The organism is Xanthomonas rydalmerensis (assembly GCF_033170385.1).
Taxonomy (GTDB): domain Bacteria; phylum Pseudomonadota; class Gammaproteobacteria; order Xanthomonadales; family Xanthomonadaceae; genus Xanthomonas_A; species Xanthomonas_A rydalmerensis.
This window is the reverse complement of record NZ_CP126170.1, coordinates 1,896,358-1,918,396: the sequence shown is the minus strand read 5'-3', so window position 1 is coordinate 1,918,396 and position 22,039 is coordinate 1,896,358. Positions and strand designations below refer to the sequence as shown.

Sequence of the window (22,039 nt, the reverse complement as noted above, 5' to 3'; positions counted from 1 at the left end):
GCTAGCGGCCGGACCGCCCACGCGCCAGCCGTTGCCGACGGATGGCGGATATGGGGGAGTGGACGGACCGTGCGCGGCGCGGCGTCAGCCGGCATGATGCACCTCGGCCCTGCCCCACCGCCTTCCGCCCCGATGCCCGCCTCCGCCTATTCCAACGACCAGCTGCAGGTCCTCAAGCAACCCTCGACCCTGATCTGGATCGTGATGGCCGGCGAATGCATCGCCGCCATCCTGGCCCTGACCCCGGTCCCGGGTGCGGGCATGGCCGGAAGCCGCTGGGTCTACTTCGGGCTGGCATCGCTGGGCATCCAGTGGGTCGCGCTGCTGACCCTGGCCAGCCTGCTGCTGTTGCGCCGGGCGCTGGCCGGAGGCGGCTTCCTGTCCATCACCGTGGCCACGTTGGGCCTGATGCAGGCACTGACCTGGCTGATCAGCGGGGTGATCCTGTATGCCTTCGGCGACTACTGGCAGCTCTCCAGCCGCGCATGGCTGGCATTGTCGCTGCAGTTGTCCGGCATCGCCCTGCTGATTGGCCTGCTCGGCATGGCCGCGCTGCACAACCATGTGCGCATCAAGCAACTGGTCGAACGCGCCAAGCAGGCCGAGATCGACGCGCTGACCGCGCGCGTGCAGCCGCACTTCCTGTTCAACACGCTCAACACCGCGGTGATGCTGGTGCACCGGCAACCGCAGCAGGTGGAACAGCTGCTGATGGACCTGTCGGACCTGTTTCGCGCCGCGCTGGCGGCGCCGGACCTGGTCGACCTGCAGGACGAGATCGACCTGGCCAGGCGTTACCTGGACATCGAGGCGATCCGCTTCGGGCCGCGCCTGCGCGTGCAGTGGGATTTACCCGAGATGTCGGTACCGGTGCGGATTCCGCGGCTGTCGTTGCAACCGCTGCTGGAGAACGCCGTGCATCACGGCATCGAATGCACTGCCGAGGGCGGCGAGATCGGCATCGCCATCGGCGAACGCGACGGCGCCCTGGAGATCCGGGTGCGCAACGCAGTGCCTGCAGGCGGCCTGTCGCCGCACATCGGTCGCGGTCACCGCGTCGGCCTGTCGGCCCTGCGCACGCGCCTGGAAAGCATGGAAGGCGCCTCGCTGCACACCGCCAGCGATGGCGCCTGGTTCGTCGCGACGATCCGGATCGGGCTCAGGCCATGACCCGGTAGCAGGGCCGGTACTCGCCGGAGATCTTCATGCGACGCTGTTCGACGAAGGCGCGCAGCAGTTCGTCCAGCGCCTGCATCATGTCCGCATCGCCATGGATCTCGAACGGGCCATGCTGCTCGATGCGGCGCATGCCGTCTTCCTTGACGTTGCCGGCGACGATGCCGGAGAAGGCGCGACGCAGGTCAGCGGCCAATGCGTGCGGCGGACGGCCATGGTGCAGATCCAGCGCGGCCATCGCCTCGTGAGTCGGCTCGAACGGACGCTGATATTCCAGCGGGATGTCCACCGACCAGTTGAAGTAGAACGCGTCCCTCTGCTCCTTGCGGTGCGTGCGCACCTGCTGGATGCCGGCGGCCATCTTGCGCGCCACCGCCACCGGATCGCCGACCACGATCTCGTAGCGCGAGGTCGCCACTTCGCCCAGGGTCAGGCGCAGGAAGCGATCGATCTGCTCGAAATACGGCGCGGCGATGGTCGGGCCGGTGAGGATCAGCGGGAACGGCAGGTCGCGGTTCTCCTCGCGCAGCAGGATACCGAGCAGGTACAGAATCTCTTCGGCGGTACCGACGCCACCGGGGAACACGATGATGCCGTGACCGATGCGGACGAAGGCCTCCAGGCGCTTCTCGATGTCCGGCATGATCACCAGGTGGTTGACGATCGGGTTCGGCGACTCGGCGGCGATGATGCCCGGCTCGGTCACGCCGATGTAGCGGTTGTCGTGCTTGCGCTGCTTGGCGTGGGCGATGGTGGCGCCCTTCATCGGCCCCTTCATCGCACCCGGGCCGCAGCCGGTGCAGATGTCCAACCCGCGCAACCCCAGCTCGTAGCCGACCTGCTTGGTGTACAGGTACTCGTCGCGCGAGATCGAATGGCCGCCCCAGCACACCACCAGCTTGGGATCGTTCGGCTGCAGGATGCGCGCGTTGCGCAACTGGCCGAACACCGCGTTGGTGATGCCTTCGCTGGACTGCAGATCGGTGGTCGATTCCGGGCCGAGCTCGATGGCCATGTAGGCCAGGTCGCGGACCACGGCGAACAGCAGCTCGGCCACGCCGTTGATGATCTCGCCGTCGACGAAGGCCATCGCCGGCGCGTTGAGCAGATCGATGCGCACACCGCGGTCGCGCTGCACCACCTGGATGTCGAAGTCGGGATACAGGTCGCGCGCCGCGCGCGGGTCGTCGGACGCGCTGCCGCTGGTCAGCACCGCCAACGCGCAGCGCCGCAGCAGTTCGTGCAGGCCGCCGCTGGAGGCATCGCGCAGGCGCGCCACTTCCACGCGCGAGAGGATGTCCAGGCCGCCGCGCGGGTAGATCCGCGCATCCACTACCGGCAGCGCGCGCGCGGCCGTATTGCTGGTCGTCATATCGGATGTCTTGTCGGTGTCGTCAGCCGGCGACTTTAACGTCAGCCCCCACAAAAAGAAAACGGCCGGGTCGCCCCGGCCGTTCCCAACGCTTCAGCTAGCCTGCGCCGCGATCAGAACTGATAGCGGAAGCCCAACTGCAGCGACCACTGCGACACGCCGGTGTTGAAACCATCGGCGTCGGCGTTGGCGGCCGTCGGCTGGTCGGTGTACAGGGTGTTGTACACGTACTTGCCCTGATAGATGCCCTGCAGGTTGGCGACGCGGGCGTCGGCGTAGAAGCCGTAGTCGTAGATCCGGCCCCACTTCTTGTTCAGCAGGTTGCCCACGTTCTGGATGTCCAGCCAGACCTCGGACTTGTGACCCTTGAAGAAGCCGGGCAGCTGCTGGGTGATGCGCACGTCGAAGGTGTTGATCCAGCCGGAACGGAAGCCGTTGGCCGGGGCGTAGCTGCCGGCGTACTTGGCCAGCTGCGGGTTCTTGGCCAGCCAGTCGAAGAACTGCTGCTGCAGCGCCGGGTTGGCGGTGAACGCACCGGTGCTGCTCAGCGTGCCGAACAGCACATCGCCCGGGCCCTTCGGCACGTAGAACAGGTCGTTGGTCGAACGACCGTCGCCGTTGGCGTCGCCGTTGAACACGTAGCTGTACGGACGGCCGCTGCGGCCTTCGTAGACCAGGCCCACGCGGGTCTCGTAGTCGCCGAAGAACATGTGCTTCCAGTCCAGCGAACCGGAGATGCGGTCCTTGATCTCGTAGCGCGAGGTGTTCTCGGTTTCCGAGTTGGCGTTGAAGGCGTACTGGTAGCCCCAGCCCGAGCTGGCGGTGGAGCTGGTCAGCGAGCCGACTTCGGTGGCGTGGGTGTAGGTGTAGCCCAGGGTCCAGGACCAGTCGCCGCCTTCGCTGAACGGCTTGGACAGCGACACGGTGAACTGCTGGGTCTTGCCCTTGTCGGTGTTGTCGATCAGGTAGACGTCGCTATACGCCTGGTTGCGGTTGTAGCGGTTGTCGCCGGTCGCCCACGGACGGCCGGTACGGGCCGGGTTCCAGTACAGCGCACGGCCGTCCGGACCATAGTAGGCCGCACTCGGATCCTGGCCCTGGCCATTGACGCGACCGATGTTCAGGCTCTTGTAGTACAGGCCGTCCTTGACCTTGGTCACCAGCAGCTCGGCCGAGGCCACGATGCCGTACCACGGCAGTTCGTGATCCAGGGCCAGGTTGGCCTTGTACAGCGACGGCAGCTTGAAGTCATTGCCGACGAAGCTCACGCCCTGGGTCGCCGAACCCGGGGCGTTCGGTACCGGCTGGGTGTCCTTGTTCGGGCTGAACGGCAGCGCCGGGTTGTAGGCGGTATAGCTGTAGGCGTTGTAGTTGAAGCCGGTGTTGGAGTAGCTGTTGCCGATCCACACCTGCGGCGCATCGCCCTGGAACAGGCCCACGCCACCGCGCAACTGGGTCGGACGGTCGGTGTCGAAGGTGTAGTTGAAGCCGACGCGCGGCTGGATCAGGAAGTCGCCGTTGAAGACCTTGCTGTTGTCGTAGCCGAAGTAGGCCTGCGCCGCCGCGTTGTAGGTCGGATCCGGGCTCACCTTCGCACGATCGCCGCGCAGGCCCAGGGTCAGGGTCAGGTTGTTGTTGACGTACCAGGTGTCTTGCACGAACAGGCCGAGGTTGCTGTTCTTGTAGTCGGCCGCGATCGAACCCGGGCTACGCTCCTGGTTGAGCTGGTACGAGCTCCAGCGGCCGCTGGCGAAGTTGTCCAGGCCGAAGAAGGTGTACACGCCCCAGGTGTTGCGGCCGTACAGGTTGTAGATGTCGTTGGTGCTGTAGTCGACGCCGAACTTCAGGTTGTGGTTGTCCAGGGTCAGCGTGCCCGCACCGTAGTAGTTCCAGGTCTTGGTGGTGAGGATGTTGCCCTGCGAGTTGGTCTCGGTGCCCAGGTACAGCACGTCGCCGGTCGGGTTGGCGACCGAACCGTCGAAGTACACGGCGATGCTCGGCGCGTTGGTCGGCACCACGCGGATCGCGGAGTAGTCGCGGTAGGACACCTTGAACTCGGTGGAGAAGTTCTCGGACCAGTCGCTGAACAGCTGGCCGACGTAGCTCTCGACCGACTTCTCGTGCTGGTACCAGTACGAGCTCAGCGAGGCCTGGCTGGAGCTGCCGGCGCCGTTGATGCGCAGCTTGCTCTGGTCGAGCTTGCTGTAGCGGAAGCTGGCGCGGTGGTTGTCGCTGATGTTCCAGTCGAGCTTGAGCGCGTATTCCTTCAGGTCGGTGTTGCCGTCGCTGTCCAGGGTACCGGCGTCGAAGCCGTAGTTCTGGGCGATCTGCTGGGCGCGGGTCACGTCGGCCATGCCGTACTTTGCGTTGGCCTTGCCCAGCGCGGTGCTGCCCAGGTCGAGGCCCGGCGCGTCCTGCTGGAACTTCTCGTAGTTGGCGAAGAAGAACAGCTTGTCCTTGACGATCGGGCCGCCGAAGGTCGCGCCGTAGGTCTTTTCCTTGGTGAAGCCGTTGAACTTGCTGCCGTCCGGGTTGTCGCCGAACCAGTCGCCGTCGCGATAGCTGCCGTACACCGAACCGTGGAACTCGTTGGTACCGGACTTGGTCACCGCGTTGACGGTGGCGCCGGCGGCGCTGGCGATGCTGACGTCGTAGTTGGACAGGTTGACGTCGATGGCTTCGATGGCCTCCATCGACACCGGCTGGCGCCGGGTGGTCATGTTGTTGCCTTCCAGGCCGAAGGTGTCGCTGGCCGAGACGCCGTCGATGTTGATCGAGTTGTAGCGCGGGTTCAGGCCGCCGGCGCTGATCGTGCCCGAGGCGCGATCGACGAAGGCCACGCGCGGATCCAGGCGCATGTAGTCCTGGATGTTGCCGTTGATCGACGGCAGCGCTTCGATCTGCTCGCGGCCGACGTTGGTGCCCGAGCCCATCTTGGTGGCGCTGAACACTTCCGAGCCGCCGGCGATGGCGACGGCATTGACCGTCTCCAGCGTGGTCGGCGCGGCCATGTCGCCGGTCAGGTCGGCGTTGATGGTGGCGTTCTGGTTGACGCTCAGGTACACGCCGTCTTCGGTCTTGGTGCCGTCGCCCGACTTGGTGATGGTGATGCTGTACGGACCGCCGACGCGCAGGCCGCGCGCGTTGTAGCGACCGGCGGCATCGGTGGTGGCGCGGCTGACCGTACCCGACTCGACGTGGGTGATGGTCACCTCGGCGCCAGCGACCGGCTGGCCACCATGGGTCACCACACCGCCGACACCGGCGGAGGTGCTCTGGGCGAACACCGGCGCAGCGGCCAGCGCCGCAACGAGGCCCAGAGTGAGCTTGGACATCCGCAGACGGGGTTGAATCATTGCAATAGCCTCGATGGAGTTTGACGAAATGCGCATGGCAGTGCCGTGCGAGTAAGGGCGCACGGCCGCGGAATGGGGGCTGGTCACCCTTGCCGATTCCCCGCAAGGGTTAACATGAGTTTAACACCATAGGGCCAATTTGTTGCCAAATCGTGACAATCCGGCACAAGCGGACATCACAGGACCTGGATCCCAGTCCTGGCCGCTTTTGGCGACAAGGAGGAGACAGGATCACGGCCGGGATGTGGCGGCGATCGACCGGATGCCCTCCCATGACCTCACACGCTGGCCGGCGAGCGGCGCAGCGTGATGCGGCGAAACATTTGCCGGGACCGCGCCGTCCCCACGGCGCTCACCGCTCGGCCGCGGGCGGCCTCAGCCGGCGACCGGCAGCTTCAGATAGGCGCTGAGCCCGTCCAGGAACATCTGCACCGAGATCGCCACCAGCAGCATGCCCATCAGCCGCTCGACCGCGGTCAGCACGCGCATGCCGAGCAGCTTGTACAGCAGCGTGCCGGAGAACAGCAGCGCCGAGGTCCCCAGCCAGGCCAGGATCAGCGCCAGGCTCCACTCGCCCAGCCGGGTCGGCTCGTTGCTGCCCATCAGCATCACCGCGGCCATGCCGGAGGGACCGGCCACCAGCGGGATGGCCAGCGGCACGATGAAGGGCTCGCCGTCGGGGATCTCGCCCATCAGCCCTTCCGGGCGCGGGAAGATCATGCGGATGCCGATCAGGAACAGCACGATGCCGCCGGCGATGGCCACCGACTCCTGGCGCAGATGCATCACTTCCAGCGCGTATTTGCCGCCCCACAGGAAGCCCATCAGCACGCCCAGCGCGATCAGCAGTTCGCGTGCCAGCACGACGCGCTGGCGCCGCGCCGGCAGCGGCTTGAGCACGCTGAGGAACACCGGGATATTGCCCAGCGGGTCGAGGATCAGGAACAGCAGCAGCGCTGCCGACAGAATGGTCATGCCAGGGGATTCCAGATCGCGCCGCGGTGCGCGGCGCCGGCGGGCGACAACAGCTCGACGCAGGCGCCGGCGTAGCGCGCCGGGTCGACCGCATCGAGGTCTTCTTGATGGGTATAGGCGCGGGCGCGCAAGGCGGTGCGCATCGGCCCCGGCTGCAGGCCGGCCACGCGCACGCGCGAGGCGGCCAGTTCACCGTGCAGGCTCGCCAACAGGCCGCGGCGGCCATGCTGGGCCGCGCCGTAGCCACCCCAGTAGGCCTGGCCGACCCGCTCCGGATCGTCCACCGCGAACACGATCGCGGCATCCTCGGCCTGCCGCAGCAACGGCAGGCAAGCCTGGGTCAGCCAGGCCGCGGCGGTCAGGTTGACGTGGAGGGCGCGCGCGAACTGGGCCGGATCGGCATGCTCGAACGGAGTCAGCCCGGCGAAGTCGGCGGCGCAGTGCAGCAGCCCGTCCAGGCGGCCGAGTTCGCCCTGCAGGCGCTCGGCCAAGGTGGCGTAGTCCGGGGGAGTGGCGCCGAGCATGTCCAGCGGATACAGCAGCGGCGCGGCGCCGACCGCGGCGATCGCGTCGTAGACCCGGTTCAAGCGCGCCGGCTTGTGCCCCAGCAGGACCACCGTGGCCCCTGCCTGGGCGCAGGCCAGCGCCGCGGCGCTGCCGAGCCCGCCGGCGGCACCGCTGACCAGGATCACCCGCTGCGCCAGCGCGCCGGCCTGCGGCGACGCAGGCGCGCTCACGACTGGTAGGCCTCGGTCACGATGCGCTGCAGTTCGCCGGACTCGAACAGTTCCATGGTGATGTCGCAGCCGCCGATCAGCTCGCCGTGGATGAACAACTGCGGGTACGTCGGCCAGTTCGAGTAGCGCGGCAGGTTGGCCCGGATCTCCGGCTCGTCGAGCACGTTGACGGTGTGCAGGCGGTCGGCACCTGCGGCCAGCAGCGCCTGCAACGCGCGGCTGGAAAAGCCGCACATCGGGTACTGCGGCGTGCCCTTCATGAACAACACGATGGGATGGCGTTCGACGTCGGCCTGGATGCGCTCCATCACCTGCATGCGGGTTCTCTCCTGCTGGGGCGAAAGAACGACCTTGGCGGTCGGCTAGACTCTCGCGTAGCCGCATAGTGTAAGCCCTGCGCGCGGCAGTACCGCGACGCGCGCCCGAAACCGCCAGAGGATCCATGCCCATCGAACTCGCTCCCCTGCCCTACGCCGCTGCGGCGCTGGCCCCGCACCTGTCCGCTGCCGCGGTGGAACAGCACCACGGCCAGCATCAGCGCGCCCTGGTGGAGCGGCTCAATGCGCGACTGGCCGGCAGCGACCTGGCCGAGCTGGCGCTGCCGGACCTGCTGCGGCGCGCGCAGGGCCGGCTGTTCCAGGAGGCGGCCGAAGTCTGGAACCACGAGTTCTACTGGCGCGGCCTGCGCCCGCGCGGCGGCGGCGAACCCGGCGGTGCGCTCGGTGAACGCCTGGCCAAGAGCTTCGGCGACGTGGCCCGGTTCAAGGCCGAGTTCGAGCGCATGGCACTGGCCGTGTTCGGCTCCGGCTGGGTCTGGCTGGTGCAGCGTCCGGACGCCAGTCTGGCGGTCGTCAGCACGGCCAACGCCGGCACCCCGCTGACCGGCGACGACACACCGCTGCTGGCCTGCGATGTCTGGGAACACGCCTACTACACCGACTACCCTGGCGACCGCGCACGCTATCTGCAGGCGTTCTGGAAGCTGGTGAACTGGGAGTTCGCGGCGTCCAATTTGCGTTGAGCCGGGAGTGGGGAGTCGGGATTGGGGAGTCGCAGGAGCGGCGGCCGTGGCCGCCGATTGCTGGCCCAGGCGAGGCCTGGACCTGGCGCCTGATTCAGCGCTGGCCGCGCAGGGCGGCGATCACCGGGGCGACTTGGGCTTGGCGCTGCAGCTGCTCGCCTACCGCCTGCAGTGCGTGGGCCAGCGCCTCGGGCGTGTCCTCGCGCAAGGTGGCGTGCCCGACCTTGCGGCCATCGCGCGGTTCCTTGCCGTAGTCGTGCCAGTGTCCGCCGGGCTGCGCAAGCACCGCTGCGGCATCGGGCATCGTGCCGATCCAGTTGAGCATGCAGGCGTGGCCGCGCATGCGCGTGGAACCGAGCGGCAGCCCCAGCACCGCGCGCAAGTGGTTCTCGAACTGCGAGGTTTCCGCGCCTTCGATGGTCCAGTGGCCGGAGTTGTGCACGCGCGGGGCCATCTCGTTGGCCAGCAGCTCGCCGTCGCGGCAGAACAGTTCCAGCGCGAACACGCCCACGTACTGCAGGCGCTCGGCCAGGGCACGCGCATGCGCCACCGCCGCCTGCTCCAGCGCGGCATCGGCCTGCGCCGGGGCCAGGCTGGCCGAGAGCACACCGTGCACATGCCAGTTCTCGGTGAGCGGCCAGGTGCGGAATTCGCCGTCGCGGCTGCGCACCGCCACCACGCTGACCTCGCGCTGGAACGGCACGAACGCCTCGGCGATCAGGCCCACGCTGGCCGCCTGCGCGCCCAGCGCCGCCCAGGCCGCATCGGCGTCGGCGGCGGAGGCGATGCGGAACTGGCCCTTGCCGTCGTAACCGAGCCGGCGGGTCTTGAGGATGCACGGCGTACCGACCTGCGCCAGCGCCGCGTCCAGATCGGCGCGGGTGTCGATCGCGGCGAATGCCGGCACCGGAATGCCGAGCTCGCGGAACAGGGTCTTCTCGGCCAGGCGGTCCTGCGCCACCGCCAGCGCATCCGGGCTCGGGAACACCGGCACCTGTCCGGCCAGGGCCGCGGCGCTGTCCGCCGGCACGTTCTCGAAATCGAAGGTCGCCACGTCGACCGCGTCCGCGAACGCCGCCAACGCGGCCTGGTCGGCATAGTCGCCGACCCGCAGCGGCGCCACCTGCCCGGCGCAGGCATCGGCCGCCGGATCCAGCAGCGCGAAGCGCAGGCCCAGCGGCACGCCGGCCACCGCCAGCATGCGCGCCAACTGCCCCGCCCCCAGAATGCCGACGGTGGTCATTGGCGCGGATCGTCCTTGGCCATCACCTCGTCGGTCTGTCGCTGGCGGAACTCGCCCAGCGCGGCGCCGATCTCGGCGTGGTCGTGAGCCAGCATCGCCGCGGCGAACAGCGCAGCGTTGGCCGCGCCGGCGACGCCGATCGCGAACGTGGCTACCGGGATGCCGGCCGGCATCTGCACGATCGACAGCAGCGAGTCCATGCCGTTGAGCGCCTTGGACTGCACCGGCACGCCCAGCACCGGCACCGCGGTCTTGGCCGCCAGCATGCCCGGCAGGTGCGCGGCGCCGCCGGCACCGGCCACGATCGCGCGCAGGCCGCGCGCGGCCGCTTGCTCGGCATAGGCGAACAGCACGTCCGGGGTGCGGTGCGCCGACACCACCTTCACTTCATAGGGCACACCCAGCGCATCGAGTTTCTGCGCCGCATGCTGCATGGTCTCCCAATCGGAGCGGGAACCCATCACGATGCCGACGAGCGGCGCGGTTTGCTTGGAGGTCATGGCCGTCCCCTGCCTTAAAGACGTATTCTAGCCGTCTTCCACGCAAGACGAAGACCGGATGGACCGCAAACTGCTCGACCTGCTCTGCTCGCCCGACACCCGCCAACCGCTGGCGCTGCTGGAGGCGCGCGGCCTGGAGGCGTTGAATCGCGCCATCGCCGCCGGCGGCGTGCAGCGCGCCGATGGCAGTGCGCAGGCGCAACCGCTGCGCGAAGCCCTGATCACCCGCGACCGCAAGCAGGTGTTCCGCGTCGACGACGGCATTCCGGTGCTGCTGGCCGAGGAAGCCATCGGCACCGCCCAACTCGCCGACTTCCCGGCCAAATGAGCCGCGACCCGGCGCCGCCGCAGGCGCCTGCAGCGGAGCTGATCGCCGCCGACGTGGCGCGCGCACTGGCCGAGGACCTCGGCAGCGGCGACGTCACCGCCGCGCTGCTGCCCGACCGCGCAGATAGCGCCTACCTGCTGTGCAAGCAGGACGCGGTGATCGCCGGCCGCCCCTGGTTCGACGCCTGCCACCAGGCGCTGGATCCGCAGGTACGGATCGACTGGCAGGTGGCCGAAGGCCAGCGCGTGGCCGCCGGCACCGTGCTCGCCCTGCTGCACGGGCGCAGTCGCGCCCTGGTCAGCGCCGAGCGCGCCTCGTTGAACTTCCTGCAGACCCTCTCGGCCACCGCTACCGCCACCGCCGCCTACGTGGCTGCAGTCGCCGGCACCGGCGCGCGCATCCTGGATACGCGCAAGACCCTGCCCGGCCTGCGCCTGGCGCAGAAGTACGCGGTGCGTTGCGGCGGCGGCAGCAACCATCGCATCGGCCTGTACGACACGGTGATGCTCAAGGAAAACCACATCCACGCCGCCGGCTCGCTGCCCGCCGCGGTGGCCGCCGCGCGCGCGCAGTGGCCGACACTGCCGCTGGTGGTCGAGGTGGAAACCCTGGAGCAACTGCGCGAGGCGCTAGAGGCCGGCTGCGACCGCATCCTGATCGACGACTTCACCGCGGAGCAGCGCCGCGACGCGGTGGCGATCGCCGCAGCCGCACCGTTCCACCGCGCGATCCCGCTGGAAGTCTCCGGCGGCGTGGACCTGGACGCGGTGCGCGCGATCGCCGCCGACGGCGTCGACTGCATCTCCATCGGCGCCCTGACCAAACACGTGCAGGCGGTGGATCTATCGCTGAAACTCGGCCCGCCCCCGCGGTAGCGGCAAGACCTGCACGTGGCGAGGCGACCGCTGTGGCGAAAGCCTCGCCCGCGGCGAACGCGGACACATTCTCTCAAGCGTGCATGTCTGCACGCATGCCTCGGTCCCGAGATTGATCGCTTCAGCCCTCGCTGGATGAGTCACGCCACGCGCCAGGGCAAGCTGCAAAGCGCCTGATCGCCAGCGAACGCGTCAGCCAGCACGGTGCGACCTGCCTACATCGCACGACACGCCCTACACTTCACGGCCTCGCCAACGCCGCTCTGCGACGCTGCACGCTTTCCCCTCCCCGCCGAGTTCGCCGATGTTCCGCCCCTGGTTCGCGCTGCTGTGTGTCGCCGCCCTGTTTCCCGCCGGCCGCGCCGCGGCCGCGGAAGTCTGCGATCTGCCGCCGCGCTTCGGCCTGACTCCGGCGGCAGTGGCGATCGTGCGCACCGCCTGCAACGAACACCGGCTGTGGTGGCGCCCGTTCATCGATCGCGACGGCCGCCTGGCCGGCCTGCGCGTCACCGAGGCAGAGCGCGCCGACCTTGCCGACGATGGCATCGAAGCCTGGCAGCGCGTCGCCACGTACTGGCGCGACAGCGGCACGCTGGGCGCGATGGGCCGCTTCGACGGCGCCGAGAGCTGCCAGCAGCTGGACGGGTCGCGCTACCGCGAGAACGACTGCCGCGCCTTCATCGTCGACAACCCGTGGTCGGCGGCCTTCGTGTCCTACGTGATGGTGCGCGCTGGCGTGGCCGGCTTCCACACCTCGATCCGCCATATCGACTACATCCGCGCCGCTTACCAGGCCGGCGCCGACGGCCTGCCCTATCGCCTTGCCGACCCGCAGCAGGAAAAACCCGCGCCCGGCGACCTGCTGTGTTTCCTGCGCGGCCGCCGGCAGCCGGTCGGCGCTGCCGGCCTGCGCGAGGCGCTGGCGCGCGGCCGCCCGCTGCCGTGGGAATCGCATTGCGACATCGTGGTCGCGGCCAATGTCGGCGGCGACCAGACCCTGTATCTGATCGGCGGCAACGTGTTCAACGCGGTAACCATGCGCAAGCTCAAGCTGGATCGCAGCGGGCGCCTACAACTGGATGCGCCGCTGGCGCAGGACCAGAACGACGAAGGCGCCGCGCTCGAATGCACGCCCGGCCACGAGGAACTGTGCGACTTCAACCGCCAGGACTGGTCGGCCCTGCTGAAGCTGCAACCCCAGGCGCAGATGCTGCTACCGACCGCGCCCACCATGCCAGCGTCCGCACCGATCGCGACGCCGACCGCGACGCCAGCGAGCGGGGCACCCGGCCCGCTTGCCGTGCCGCCAGCACCGCATAACGCCCCGACCACGCCGACTCCGCCCGCACCCGCCGCGGTGCCCGCTCCGCCACAACCCGGCGTACCCTCCAACAAAGAAGCGCCCAAGACCGAACCGCAGCCACAGCCACAGCCACAGCCGCAAGGCTGAAACGTGTTCGTCCATTGCGACGCGGGGGCATCTCTAAAAAACCAACCAGCGAGCGTATCCCTTGGGCAATCGAGGCATTGCGCAAGCGGCGGGCGCTCAGGGTGATGGTGACGACTAGGCCTCTAACTCGGCACTACCCGCAGGCACCTGAAGGTACGCGAACGCGCAGCATCGCCCCGTCAGCCGCGGACAGGCCCGCCAATCCCCAATCCCCAATCCCCAATCCCCGCCCCAAGATTGCCCGCCTACCGCCGCCTCGCTACAGTGGCGCCATGCCCAGCCTGATCCTGCTGATGATCGCCGGCGCCGCGGTGTTCGCGTTCTGGAACGCCGCGCGCGCCGCCGCCGAACGCGCCGAAATCCTCGGCCGCAATGCCTGCAAGGCCGCCGACGTGCAGTGGCTGGACCAGAGCGTGCACGGCACCGGCCTGCGCCTGCGGCGTCTGCCCAACGGCTGGCTCGGCTTCGAGCGCAGCTTCCGTTTCGACTATTCCTACGACGGCACCGACCGCCACAGCGGGCGTCTGGTGCTGCTCGGCGACCAGCTGATCGCCTTCAGCGGGCCGTCGGTGGCCAGCGTGAGCAGCCTGCAGGAAGCGCGCGCGCAGCGCGACTGAGCCGAGTTATCACGACTGCGCACCGATGGCGTGCGGCCTCTTGGGCGGCAGCAAAGGTGGGTCAACACCGCTTCGCGTGCCACCTGGAATGGACGGCGACCGTCCTCGATCCTCGACACCGGCGCGTCCAGCGGGCATTCGCAGGGATTCGCCCCGCCTGTTGTAGGAGCGGCTTCAGCCGCGATCGGCTTTACCAGTAACGCCCGTCGCGGCTGAAGCCGCTCCTACGACGGAACGCGGTGCGTGCGATGCTCGCACACTGAAAAACACCAGCTCGCGGGGCCAGCGCGCGGCCACCGGGGCCGCACATCCACTGCTTACTTGACCACGCGCAGACGCGGACGCTTGCCGGCGTCGTCGGAACCGCCCGGCCGCGGCGGTGGCGGAGTGTCGTCGCCCGGCGGTTCGCTGGCGCCGTGGATGTCGTCCGGCAGCGCCATGCCCTGCCCGGTTTCGCGCGCATAGACCGCCAGCACCGCGGACATCGGCACCTGCACCGGGTAGCTGACGCCCCCGAAGCGGGCGGTGAAGCTGACCCCGTCGTTGTCGATCTGCAACCGCACCACCGCGCGCTCGGCGATGTTCAGTACCACCCGCCCGTCCTTGACCGCGCTCGGCGGCACCTGGACGCCGGGCAGTCCCGCATCCACCAGGATGTGCGGGGTCATGCCGTTGTCGTTGATCCATTCCACCAGCGCCCGCAGCAGGTACGGGCGATGGCTGGTCATGCGGGAAGTGTCGTCGCTCATGCGCCCATTCTACGTGCCGGCACGCAACGCCGGTACAGCTCGGAAGTCAGCGGGGACGGCGCGGCGGACAGCATCATGCCGGCAGGTCGCGCAGTTTCTTTTCCTGGTCGGTCAGGCTGCGGATGAATCCCGGATTGCGGAAGATGCGATTGCCGTAATCCTCGATCGCCTTGCCGTCCTTCGGCAGCGGGATGTCCAGCGCCTGCAGGCGCCAGATGATCGGCGCCATCGCGCAATCGGCCAGGCTCATCTCCGGATTGAGGAAGAACTTGCTGGCCTTGAACAGCGGCACCGACGCGGTCAGCAGTTCCTTCAGGCGCTTGCGCCCGGCTTCGGCCTGGGCCTTGTTGCCGAGCTGGATCGCCTGCACCTGCGGCACCCAGTCGTGCTCGATGCGCAGCATCGCCAGGCGCAGGCGCGCGCGCGAAAGCGGGTCCACCGGCATCAGCGGCGGATGCGGATAGCGCTCGTCCAGGTACTCGCTGACCACCGAGGCGGCGTACAGCACCAGCTCGCGCTCCACCAGGGTCGGCACCGAGTGGTAGGGATTCAGGTCGATCAGGTCTTCCGGCGGATTCTGCGGATCCACCGCCACGAAATCGTAGGTCACGCCCTTGGCCGCGAGCACCAGGCGGACGCGGTGGCACAGGACATCATCCGTGGAGGAAAACAACGTCAAGGTATTTCGCATGCGCAAACTCGCCGCCATTCAAGGCTCTCCGACGGCCGGAATCCGCCGGCCGCATCGACGCCGCCCGCACATTGCGGACGGTCGTCACGGCCCCTGAGTGTGCAACCCTCGCTCACAAAAGCCAATAGGATGAACAGGGGATCGGCTCAGCAACGGTGCAGCCGGGATGCGGCCGAGACGGCCGCCGCTCAATGCACGTCCTTCCAGTATTCCTTCTTCAGCAGATAGGCCAGGAAGGTCAGCAGCGCCAGGAACAGCACCACCCACACGCCCAGGCTCTGCCGCTTCAACGCCGCCGGCTCGCCGGCGTATTCGAGGAAATTGCTGATGTCGCGCACCGTCTGGTCGAACTCGACCGGGCTCTGCTTGCCCGGTGTCGCCAGCTGCAGCCGCTCCACCGGCTTGTCCACGCCCGGCTGCTCGGCCTTGCCGTAGACCGGCTGCTGCAGACCCTGCAGATCCCACAAGGGATTGGGCATGGAGGCATTGGCGAACAGCTTGTTGTTCCAGCCCAGCGGCCGCGACTGGTCGAGATAGAACGACTTGAGGTAGGTGTAGACCCAGTCGGTGCCGCGCACGCGGGCGATCAGGCTCAGGTCCGGCGGCGCCTTGCCGAACCACTTGGTCGCCGCATCGTGCGGCATCGCCGTCTCGATGTGTTCGCCGATCTTGGCGCCGGTGAAGTTGAGGTTGTGCATCACCTCGTCCTCGCTCAGGCCCAGATCCTCGGCCATGCGCTGGTAGCGCAGGTACTTCAGCGAGTGGCAGCCGGAACAGTAGTTCATGAACAGCTTGGCGCCACGCTGCAGCGAGGCGCGGTCGCCCAGGTCGTTGCCGGCCTGCAGGGTGGCGGCGCCCTCGGCGGCCATGGCCGAGGCGGACAGCAGCAGCGCCGAGGCGACGCCGGCGAGCACAGCGATCAGGCGCTTAGTCATGGCTGCTCACCCGCTCCGGCACCGGCTTGGTTCGATCCAGCGAGGTCCATATCGGCATCGTCAGGAAGAAGGCGAAATACAGCACGGTCAGCACGCGGCCGATATAGGTCTCGATGATCTCGGTACCGGGGCCGGAACCGATCACGCCGAGCCAGACGAAGCACACCACCAGGATTCCCAGCATCACCCGCGAGATCCAGCCGCGGTAGCGGATCGACTTGACCTTGGCGCGGTCCAGCCAGGGCACCAGGAACAGGATCGCGATCGCCGAGAACATCACCAGCACGCCACCGAGCTTGTTCGGCACCACCCGCAACATCGCGTAGTAAGGGGTGTAGTACCAGACCGGCTTGATGTGCTCCGGTGTCACCAGGCGGTTGGCCTCGGTGAAGTTGTCGTGCTCCAGGAACAGGCCGCCGAAGCCGGGCACGAAGAAGATGATGAAGGCACCGATCATCAGCAGGAAGCCGACGCCGACCAGATCCTTGACCGTGTAGTACGGATGGAACGGGATGCCGTCGGCCGGCTTGTTCGGGCTCCAGCGATTGCCCTTGGGCCCTTTCTTGATCTCCACGCCTTCGGGATTGTTGGAGCCGACCTCGTGCAGCGCGCCCAGGTGCAGCACCACCAGCAGCAGCAGCACCAGCGGCAGGGCGATCACATGCAGGGCGAAGAAGCGGTTGAGGGTGGCGTCGGACGGCAGGTAATCGCCCATGATCCACTCGGTCAGGCCGTTGCCGATCACCGGGATGGCACCGAACAGCGAGATGATCACCTTCGCGCCCCAGAACGACATCTGCCCCCAGGGCAGCACGTAGCCCATGAAGGCTTCGGCCATCAGCACCAGGTAGATCAGCATGCCCAGGATCCACACCAGCTCGCGCGGCTTCTTGTAGCTGCCGTACATCAGCCCGCGGAACATGTGCAGGTACACCACGATGAAGAACAGCGAGGCGCCGGTGGAGTGCATGTAGCGGATCAGCCAGCCCCACTCGACGTCGCGCATGATGTACTCGACCGAGTTGAACGCCTCGGCCGCGCTGGTCTTGTAGTGCATCGTCAGGAAGATGCCGGTGACGATCTGGTTGACCAGCACCACCATCGCCAACGAGCCGAAGTAGTACCAAAGGTTGAAGTTCTTCGGCGCGTAGTACTCGGTGACGTGCTTGCGGTAGAACGGCATCAGCCCAGGGGCGCGCTCGTTGACCCAGTCGAACACGTTGCCCGCGGTGCGGGTGAGGATGTTGTCGGCCATGACTTACGCCCCTCCCTTCGCGGACCCGGCCGGGTCGACGCCGATCACCAGGGTGTTGTCGTCCTGATAATGGTGCGGCGGCACCAGCAGGTTGATCGGCGCCGGCACGCCCTGGAACACGCGGCCGGACATGTCGAAGCGCGACTTGTGGCAAGGGCAGAAGTAACCGCCCTTCCAATCGGCGTCGTAGGGTTCGGGGCGAATCTCGGCGACCATTTCCGGCGAGCAGCCCAGATGGGTGCACAGGCCGACCAGCACCGAGACGTCGGGCTTGATCGAGCGGTACTCCGGATTCTTCAGCACGTAGTCCGGCTGCTGGTCCTTGTTGGTGGACTCCGGATCCTTGAGCCGGCCGTCCAGCGACGGCAACGCGTCGAGCATCGCCTTGGAGCGCTTGACGATCCAGATCGGCTGGCCGCGCCACTCCAGGATCAGGCGCTGGCCTTCCTGCAGGGCGCTGATGTCGGCGGTGACCGGCGCGCCGGCCAACTTGGCCTTTGCGCTCGGATTCCAGGACTTGATGAAAGGAACCGCGACGAACCCCGCACCGACCGCGCCCACGACGGACGTGGTGGCGGTGAGAAAGCGGCGGCGTCCTACGTTTACAGAATCGTTGACCCCATCGTTGGCCATCCGGCACTCCGATCTGTGATTGGGTAGCGTGAGGCTGCCAGCAGCTCGGTGGGGGTCGAGCCGCACTGAATCCACTGCAGTGTAGCGGAACCCTTAACGCGCCGACAATGGACGCGCAACGCCTCCTGCCGGGCCGCGGCGACGACTCAATGCGCGGTCGCCAGCACGCCGCGGTAGCGCTCGGCGAGCACGCCCACCCGTTGCACGTAGCGTTGGGTCTCGCTGTACGGCGGCACGCCGCCGTGTTTGTCTACGGCACCCTCGCCGGCGTTGTAGCCGGCCGCGGCCAGGCTGAGGTTGCCGTTGAAGCGCTTCAGCAGCCACGCTAGGTACTGCACGCCGCCGCGAATATTTTGCGCTGCATCATACGAATCGCTGACGCCGAAGCGGCGTGCGGTGGGCGGCATCAACTGCATCAGCCCCTGCGCGCCGGCACGACTGAGCGCCATCGGGTTGTAGGCGGACTCGGCATGGATGATGGCGCGCACCACCGCCTCGTCGACCCCATATTCGCGCGCGGCGGCGGCGATCTCGCTCTGGTAGGCGGTGGTGTTCAGCCGCACCGCACCGAAGTTCACCCCCGGGTTGGCGCAGGCGTAGCAGGTCTCCATGAAGCTGTAGCGGATCGTGCGCACCGCGCCGAGATTGGCGACCTGGGTCGGGCGCGCACTGGTGTAGTGGCGCACGCCGTCCTTCATGTACGAGTACAGCTGGCCACTGACCAGGCGCCGTGGCGTACCGCTGCTGCTGGGCGGCACCGGCGCCACGCGATTGGGCATGGCATTGGCAGTGACAGATGTGGGGGCCGTGACCGGCGCGCTGATCAGGGTGGCCGGCGCCACGGTGCCGGCGTTGGCGATGACGCCGCGGCTGGGCGGCCGCTCGGTGCTGGCCCTGGCCGGCGCTGGCGCCGGGGCGGTACGCGCGGCGCGGCGGTCAGGGGTGTAGCGGCCGATCACGCTGCAGTTGGCGCCGGACACGCGCTTGCTGCCGTAGCTGGGCACGCCGTCGCCGCCGGTGCACTTGTACAGGGTGCCGGCGCTGGCCGGCGCAGCCGTCAACGTGGCGAGTCCCAGCCCCAGGAGCCACAGCTTCCCCTTCATGGCGGCGAGTGTCCCAACTTCCCTGGCGCTTGCCAAGTCCAGGCCGCTCGAGGCCGCGACGCGGCCGAGCGGTCAGTGTGCCCTCCCTGGCCGTAGCACCTATCCCACCGGAACCGACTCCGGCACCTGCTCCAGCAACGCGTTCAGCGCCTCACGCAGCGCCGCACGCACCTCGGGCGTAGCCTCCAGCCCGGCGAACGGCACGCCGAGGGTCAGCAACTGCGCTGCCAGCCACGGTATCGCGTCGGCCAGCAGCGACAGCCGACAGTGGCCGTCGGCCTCGTCCTGCAGGGTGCCGCACCACAGCGGAATGCGCGCGCCCAACTCGGCGGCGCTGCCACGCAGCCGTACGCTGAGGGCGAAGCCCAGCGCCTGCGGGCTGTAGCGGATCGCCGCATCGACCATGGCGGCCGGTTCCTGCGGCGGCAGGCGCAACGCCACCGCCGCGCCGAGCTGCAAGGGCGGCACGATGCGCTCGGCGCGGAAGGTACGCCAGTCGGCACGGTCGCGGTCCCAGGCCAGCAGGTACCAGCGGCGGCCGGCATTGACCAGGCGCAACGGCTCCACCAGGCGCTGGCTGGCGCGGCCGCCGTGGTCGCGGTAGGCGAAGCCGAGCAGGCGCCGATCGCGGCAGGCGCTGGCGACACCGATCAGCACCCGCGTGTCCGGCCGCAGGGGGTCCTGGCCCAGCGCCAGGGTCGCTCCCTGCAGGGCCTTGGCGCGCTGCCGCACCCTCGCCGGCAGCAGCGGTTCGAGCTTGGCCAGCACCCGCACCGCGGTGTCCTCGAGGCCGGCCATGCTGGCGCAGGCGGCGCGCAGCGCCACCGCGACCGCCACCGCTTCGTCCTCCTCGAACAGCAACGGCAGCATCTGCGCGCCCGCCGCGAGCCGGTAGCCGCCGCCGACGCCGGCCGCCGCCTCCACCGCATAGCCCAGCGCGCGCAGCCGCTCCACGTCGCGGCGCAGGCTGCGCCGGTCCACCCCCAGCCGCGCCGCCAGCTCGGCGCCGGACCACAGCCGGCGGGTCTGCAGCAGGGCGATGAGGCGCAACAGGCGGGCGGCGGGCGATGACATCCATGCACGCTATTGCGGACAGAAGCTGTCCGCAATGGGGTCTAGGCTGCCCGCACCGACCACCCAGGAGCCGCCCATGACCGCCGACCGCCACGTCACCCTGTTCCACAACCCGCATTCACGCTCGCGCGGCGTGCTGATCCTGCTCGAGGAGCTGGGCGCCGACTACGCCATCGAGCGCATCGACTTCGATCGGCAGGGGCAACTGGCGCCGGAGTACCTGGCGATCAACCCGATGGGCAAGGTGCCGGCCATCGTGCATGCCGGCGCGGTGGTCACCGAACAGGGCGCGATCTACCCCTACCTGGCCGACCTGTATCCCGAGGCCGGCTTGGCGCCGCCGATCGGCGACCCGCTGCGCGGCCCCTACCTGCGCTGGCTGGCGTTCTACGGCGCCTGCTTCGAACCGGCACTGGTCGATCGCGTGCTCAAGCGCGCCCCGCCGCCGCGGGCGATGTCGCCGTATGCCGACTGCGACACCGTACTGGCGGTGGTGGACGCGCAACTGGCGCGCGGCGACTACCTGCTCGGCGACCGCTGCAGCGCCGCCGACGTGCTGTGGGGCAGCGCACTGGGCTGGATGCTGGGGTTCGGCCTGCTCGATCCGCCGGCGCCGACCCGCGCCTACGCGGAACGCATGGCGGCGCGGCCGGCGGTACAGCGCGCGCTGGCGGTGGACGCCGCCGCCTGAGCCCTGCCAGCGACGCCGCAGCTTTCCTGCAGAGAGTCTGCACCGTACCATTCGCGTTGCGTGTGCTCCGCGCACGGACTCGCCATCGACGCCAAGGAAGACATCGCCATGCAAAAGATCTTGATCGCAATTCTGCTGTTCGCGTTGCTGGCGGTCAGCGGCGCCTGGGGATACAGCACCTGGAAGGCGCAACAGGCCGCCCCGACGGCGGCAGCGCCGGTGGCGGCAACCGCGGCCAAGCCAGCCGACCCCAAGCAGGCCGAGGCCGCCGAGGCCGACAAGGCCGCCGGGGCTCCGCCGGCGCCGGCCGCGGATGCAGTGGCCGCGGAAGGGGTCAAGTTCACCTACGAGTATGTCGCGCCGAAGAATCCCGACCTGAAGGAGGCGCACGACTTCGCCGTCGACATCGACATCCTGCATCGCCTGCCCGAGATCAACGCGATGGACGGGATGCTGATGCTGCCGGGGCCGCTGCATCTGATCGCGGCCGAATGCGGCCAGATCAATGCCTTTTACTCGCCCGCCAAGCACGAATTGGTGATGTGCTATGAAATGGTGGACATGCTGGTCAAGGTCGGCGCCGGCCTCGGCGAACAGAACCAGGATCAAAACTTCAGCGCACGCTTCCTGCTCGCCAACGCACGCTTCATCATGCTGCACGAATTCGGCCACGCGCTGATCGACATGCTGAAGCTGCCCAGCACCGGCCGTGAAGAGGATGCTGCCGATCAGTTGGCCTCATCGCTCATGCTGATGTTCATGGCCCCCAACGAGTCGCCGAGCATTCTGGCTGAGAACCTGCGCCTGGCCGGTCTGTTCTTCATGCTGAACACCAAGGAACAGTACGGCGCGGCCGACTTCGCCGACGAGCATTCGCTCGGTCAGCAACGCTTCTACAACCTGATGTGCATGCTGTACGGGCACGACCCGGCCAAATACCTGCGCCTGGTCACCAGCGGCATGCTGCCCGAGGACCGTGCCCTGCGCTGCCAGACCGAAAGCGAACGCATCACTACCGCCTGGGCCAAGTTGCTGCTGCCGCATCTCGCACCCAAGTACCGGATGAGCGGCGAAGAGGCGCAGCGGCGCTACGACGAAGCCAAGCGCAAGCAGGAAGAGAACGCCGAATCCCCCTACGTGCGCTGAGCCGCACCCGGGCGGCCGGCGACAACGCCGGCCGTCTGCGCCTTCCGTGCCGGACTGGCCACCGCGCAACGTCCTGGCGCGGTTCCCGATACACTATGTGGCTCACCGCAGC

The 22,039-nt window shown here is 68.4% G+C and carries 22 protein-coding genes; 8 read left to right on the top strand and 14 right to left on the bottom strand.

Translation table 11 applies throughout. The annotated features are described in order from the left end of the window. Nucleotides 1-132 precede the first annotated feature (132 nt). Entirely contained in the window at nt 133-1,170 is a 1,038-nt protein-coding gene (locus tag QN245_RS07935) for a sensor histidine kinase (protein ID WP_160967300.1), read from the top strand. Here the strand turns inward: QN245_RS07935 and ppnN are convergent. The 5 genes from ppnN to grxD all read right to left on the bottom strand — a co-directional run bounded on the left by ppnN (nt 1,160) and on the right by grxD (nt 7,933). After that, nucleotides 1,160-2,548, bottom strand: coding sequence for a nucleotide 5'-monophosphate nucleosidase PpnN (ppnN, locus tag QN245_RS07930; RefSeq protein WP_184447555.1), 1,389 nt, complete (start codon nt 2,546-2,548; stop codon nt 1,160-1,162). The two genes, QN245_RS07935 and ppnN, sit on opposite strands and share 11 nt — an antisense overlap. 113 nt (nt 2,549-2,661) lie before the next feature. Beyond that, a complete protein-coding gene (locus tag QN245_RS07925) occupies nt 2,662-5,883 on the bottom strand; it encodes a TonB-dependent receptor (protein WP_160967298.1) in 3,222 nt (1,073 codons plus the stop codon). 396 nt (nt 5,884-6,279) lie between these two features. Next, nucleotides 6,280-6,879, bottom strand: a complete 600-nt coding sequence (locus QN245_RS07920; RefSeq protein ID WP_160967296.1) for a MarC family protein — start codon at nt 6,877-6,879, stop codon at nt 6,280-6,282. Continuing rightward, nucleotides 6,876-7,616: an SDR family NAD(P)-dependent oxidoreductase gene (locus QN245_RS07915; protein WP_184447554.1), complete on the bottom strand. Its 741-nt coding sequence runs from the start codon at nt 7,614-7,616 to the stop codon at nt 6,876-6,878. Before QN245_RS07915 ends, QN245_RS07920 begins: the two co-directional genes overlap by 4 nt. Next, complete coding sequence (gene grxD / locus QN245_RS07910) at nt 7,613-7,933, bottom strand: Grx4 family monothiol glutaredoxin (protein WP_048489897.1); 321 nt, start codon at nt 7,931-7,933, stop codon at nt 7,613-7,615. Before grxD ends, QN245_RS07915 begins: the two co-directional genes overlap by 4 nt. A gap of 125 nt (nt 7,934-8,058) precedes the next feature. Here grxD and QN245_RS07905 point away from each other — a divergent pair, with 125 nt between their 5' ends. After that, nucleotides 8,059-8,637 carry a superoxide dismutase gene (locus QN245_RS07905; protein WP_184447553.1) on the top strand — a complete coding sequence of 193 codons (579 nt, stop codon included), beginning with the start codon at nt 8,059-8,061 and terminating at the stop codon, nt 8,635-8,637. 94 nt (nt 8,638-8,731) lie between these two features. Here QN245_RS07905 and QN245_RS07900 read toward each other — a convergent pair whose 3' ends face one another. Next, nucleotides 8,732-9,880: a 5-(carboxyamino)imidazole ribonucleotide synthase gene (locus QN245_RS07900; RefSeq protein WP_184447552.1), complete on the bottom strand. Its 1,149-nt coding sequence runs from the start codon at nt 9,878-9,880 to the stop codon at nt 8,732-8,734. Continuing rightward, nucleotides 9,877-10,380: a 5-(carboxyamino)imidazole ribonucleotide mutase gene (gene purE / locus QN245_RS07895; RefSeq protein WP_160957090.1), complete on the bottom strand. Its 504-nt coding sequence runs from the start codon at nt 10,378-10,380 to the stop codon at nt 9,877-9,879. Before purE ends, QN245_RS07900 begins: the two co-directional genes overlap by 4 nt. Nucleotides 10,381-10,438: 58 nt before the next feature. On the opposite strand from purE, the gene QN245_RS07890 reads away from it, so the two are divergent. The 4 genes from QN245_RS07890 (at nt 10,439) to QN245_RS07875 (ending at nt 13,650) form a co-directional block, all read left to right on the top strand. Then, entirely contained in the window at nt 10,439-10,708 is a 270-nt protein-coding gene (locus tag QN245_RS07890) for a Trm112 family protein (protein ID WP_010342118.1), read from the top strand. Continuing rightward, on the top strand, nt 10,705-11,583 hold the full coding sequence (gene nadC / locus QN245_RS07885) for a carboxylating nicotinate-nucleotide diphosphorylase (RefSeq protein ID WP_317845005.1): 879 nt from the start codon (nt 10,705-10,707) through the stop codon (nt 11,581-11,583). Before QN245_RS07890 ends, nadC begins: the two co-directional genes overlap by 4 nt. 304 nt (nt 11,584-11,887) lie before the next feature. Next, nucleotides 11,888-13,033, top strand: a complete 1,146-nt coding sequence (locus QN245_RS07880) for a DUF2272 domain-containing protein (RefSeq protein WP_317845004.1) — start codon at nt 11,888-11,890, stop codon at nt 13,031-13,033. A 272-nt stretch (nt 13,034-13,305) separates the two neighbouring features. Further along, a complete protein-coding gene (locus QN245_RS07875) occupies nt 13,306-13,650 on the top strand; it encodes a DUF3301 domain-containing protein (RefSeq protein ID WP_184447549.1) in 345 nt (114 codons plus the stop codon). A gap of 317 nt (nt 13,651-13,967) precedes the next feature. On the opposite strand, the gene QN245_RS07870 is transcribed toward QN245_RS07875, so the two are convergent. The 7 genes from QN245_RS07870 to QN245_RS07840 form a co-directional block, all read right to left on the bottom strand. Further along, nucleotides 13,968-14,399 (bottom strand): ClpXP protease specificity-enhancing factor, encoded by a 432-nt coding sequence (locus tag QN245_RS07870; RefSeq protein WP_017908205.1) that lies wholly within the window; start codon nt 14,397-14,399, stop codon nt 13,968-13,970. A 73-nt stretch (nt 14,400-14,472) separates the two neighbouring features. Next, complete coding sequence (locus QN245_RS07865) at nt 14,473-15,108, bottom strand: glutathione S-transferase N-terminal domain-containing protein (RefSeq protein ID WP_010342124.1); 636 nt, start codon at nt 15,106-15,108, stop codon at nt 14,473-14,475. A 170-nt stretch (nt 15,109-15,278) separates the two neighbouring features. Next, on the bottom strand, nt 15,279-16,025 hold the full coding sequence (locus QN245_RS07860) for a cytochrome c1 (RefSeq protein WP_317845003.1): 747 nt from the start codon (nt 16,023-16,025) through the stop codon (nt 15,279-15,281). Next, entirely contained in the window at nt 16,018-17,280 is a 1,263-nt protein-coding gene (locus QN245_RS07855) for a cytochrome b (protein ID WP_317845002.1), read from the bottom strand. Before QN245_RS07855 ends, QN245_RS07860 begins: the two co-directional genes overlap by 8 nt. 3 nt (nt 17,281-17,283) lie before the next feature. Further along, complete coding sequence (petA, locus tag QN245_RS07850; protein ID WP_160965873.1) at nt 17,284-17,913, bottom strand: ubiquinol-cytochrome c reductase iron-sulfur subunit; 630 nt, start codon at nt 17,911-17,913, stop codon at nt 17,284-17,286. A 146-nt stretch (nt 17,914-18,059) separates the two neighbouring features. Continuing rightward, entirely contained in the window at nt 18,060-19,016 is a 957-nt protein-coding gene (locus QN245_RS07845) for a lytic transglycosylase domain-containing protein (RefSeq protein WP_317845001.1), read from the bottom strand. A 99-nt stretch (nt 19,017-19,115) separates the two neighbouring features. Then, nucleotides 19,116-20,090, bottom strand: a complete 975-nt coding sequence (locus QN245_RS07840) for a helix-turn-helix transcriptional regulator (protein WP_317845000.1) — start codon at nt 20,088-20,090, stop codon at nt 19,116-19,118. A 76-nt stretch (nt 20,091-20,166) separates the two neighbouring features. Between QN245_RS07840 and QN245_RS07835 the strand changes: the two genes are divergently transcribed. Continuing rightward, nucleotides 20,167-20,781: a glutathione S-transferase family protein gene (locus tag QN245_RS07835; RefSeq protein WP_317844999.1), complete on the top strand. Its 615-nt coding sequence runs from the start codon at nt 20,167-20,169 to the stop codon at nt 20,779-20,781. A 108-nt stretch (nt 20,782-20,889) separates the two neighbouring features. Next, complete coding sequence (locus QN245_RS07830) at nt 20,890-21,927, top strand: DUF4344 domain-containing metallopeptidase (protein ID WP_317844998.1); 1,038 nt, start codon at nt 20,890-20,892, stop codon at nt 21,925-21,927. Nucleotides 21,928-22,039: the final 112 nt, after the last annotated feature.

Excerpts from the sequence above, each read along its gene's own strand:
- QN245_RS07875 (WP_184447549.1), top strand. The coding sequence starts at position 13,306 with ATGCCCAGCCTGATCCTGCTGATGATCGCCGGCGCCGCGGTGTTCGCG.
- QN245_RS07840 (WP_317845000.1), bottom strand. The coding sequence starts at position 20,090 with ATGTCATCGCCCGCCGCCCGCCTGTTGCGCCTCATCGCCCTGCTGCAG.
- QN245_RS07830 (WP_317844998.1), top strand. The coding sequence starts at position 20,890 with ATGCAAAAGATCTTGATCGCAATTCTGCTGTTCGCGTTGCTGGCGGTC.
- purE (WP_160957090.1), bottom strand. The coding sequence starts at position 10,380 with ATGACCTCCAAGCAAACCGCGCCGCTCGTCGGCATCGTGATGGGTTCC.
- QN245_RS07925 (WP_160967298.1), bottom strand. The coding sequence starts at position 5,883 with ATGTCCAAGCTCACTCTGGGCCTCGTTGCGGCGCTGGCCGCTGCGCCG.
- QN245_RS07905 (WP_184447553.1), top strand. The coding sequence starts at position 8,059 with ATGCCCATCGAACTCGCTCCCCTGCCCTACGCCGCTGCGGCGCTGGCC.
- QN245_RS07870 (WP_017908205.1), bottom strand. The coding sequence starts at position 14,399 with ATGAGCGACGACACTTCCCGCATGACCAGCCATCGCCCGTACCTGCTG.
- ppnN (WP_184447555.1), bottom strand. The coding sequence starts at position 2,548 with ATGACGACCAGCAATACGGCCGCGCGCGCGCTGCCGGTAGTGGATGCG.
- QN245_RS07865 (WP_010342124.1), bottom strand. The coding sequence starts at position 15,108 with ATGGCGGCGAGTTTGCGCATGCGAAATACCTTGACGTTGTTTTCCTCC.
- QN245_RS07860 (WP_317845003.1), bottom strand. The coding sequence starts at position 16,025 with ATGACTAAGCGCCTGATCGCTGTGCTCGCCGGCGTCGCCTCGGCGCTG.
- QN245_RS07920 (WP_160967296.1), bottom strand. The coding sequence starts at position 6,879 with ATGACCATTCTGTCGGCAGCGCTGCTGCTGTTCCTGATCCTCGACCCG.
- QN245_RS07845 (WP_317845001.1), bottom strand. The coding sequence starts at position 19,016 with ATGAAGGGGAAGCTGTGGCTCCTGGGGCTGGGACTCGCCACGTTGACG.
- QN245_RS07900 (WP_184447552.1), bottom strand. The coding sequence starts at position 9,880 with ATGACCACCGTCGGCATTCTGGGGGCGGGGCAGTTGGCGCGCATGCTG.
- QN245_RS07880 (WP_317845004.1), top strand. The coding sequence starts at position 11,888 with ATGTTCCGCCCCTGGTTCGCGCTGCTGTGTGTCGCCGCCCTGTTTCCC.
- petA (WP_160965873.1), bottom strand. The coding sequence starts at position 17,913 with ATGGCCAACGATGGGGTCAACGATTCTGTAAACGTAGGACGCCGCCGC.
- QN245_RS07935 (WP_160967300.1), top strand. The coding sequence starts at position 133 with ATGCCCGCCTCCGCCTATTCCAACGACCAGCTGCAGGTCCTCAAGCAA.
- nadC (WP_317845005.1), top strand. The coding sequence starts at position 10,705 with ATGAGCCGCGACCCGGCGCCGCCGCAGGCGCCTGCAGCGGAGCTGATC.
- grxD (WP_048489897.1), bottom strand. The coding sequence starts at position 7,933 with ATGCAGGTGATGGAGCGCATCCAGGCCGACGTCGAACGCCATCCCATC.
- QN245_RS07855 (WP_317845002.1), bottom strand. The coding sequence starts at position 17,280 with ATGGCCGACAACATCCTCACCCGCACCGCGGGCAACGTGTTCGACTGG.
- QN245_RS07890 (WP_010342118.1), top strand. The coding sequence starts at position 10,439 with ATGGACCGCAAACTGCTCGACCTGCTCTGCTCGCCCGACACCCGCCAA.
- QN245_RS07835 (WP_317844999.1), top strand. The coding sequence starts at position 20,167 with ATGACCGCCGACCGCCACGTCACCCTGTTCCACAACCCGCATTCACGC.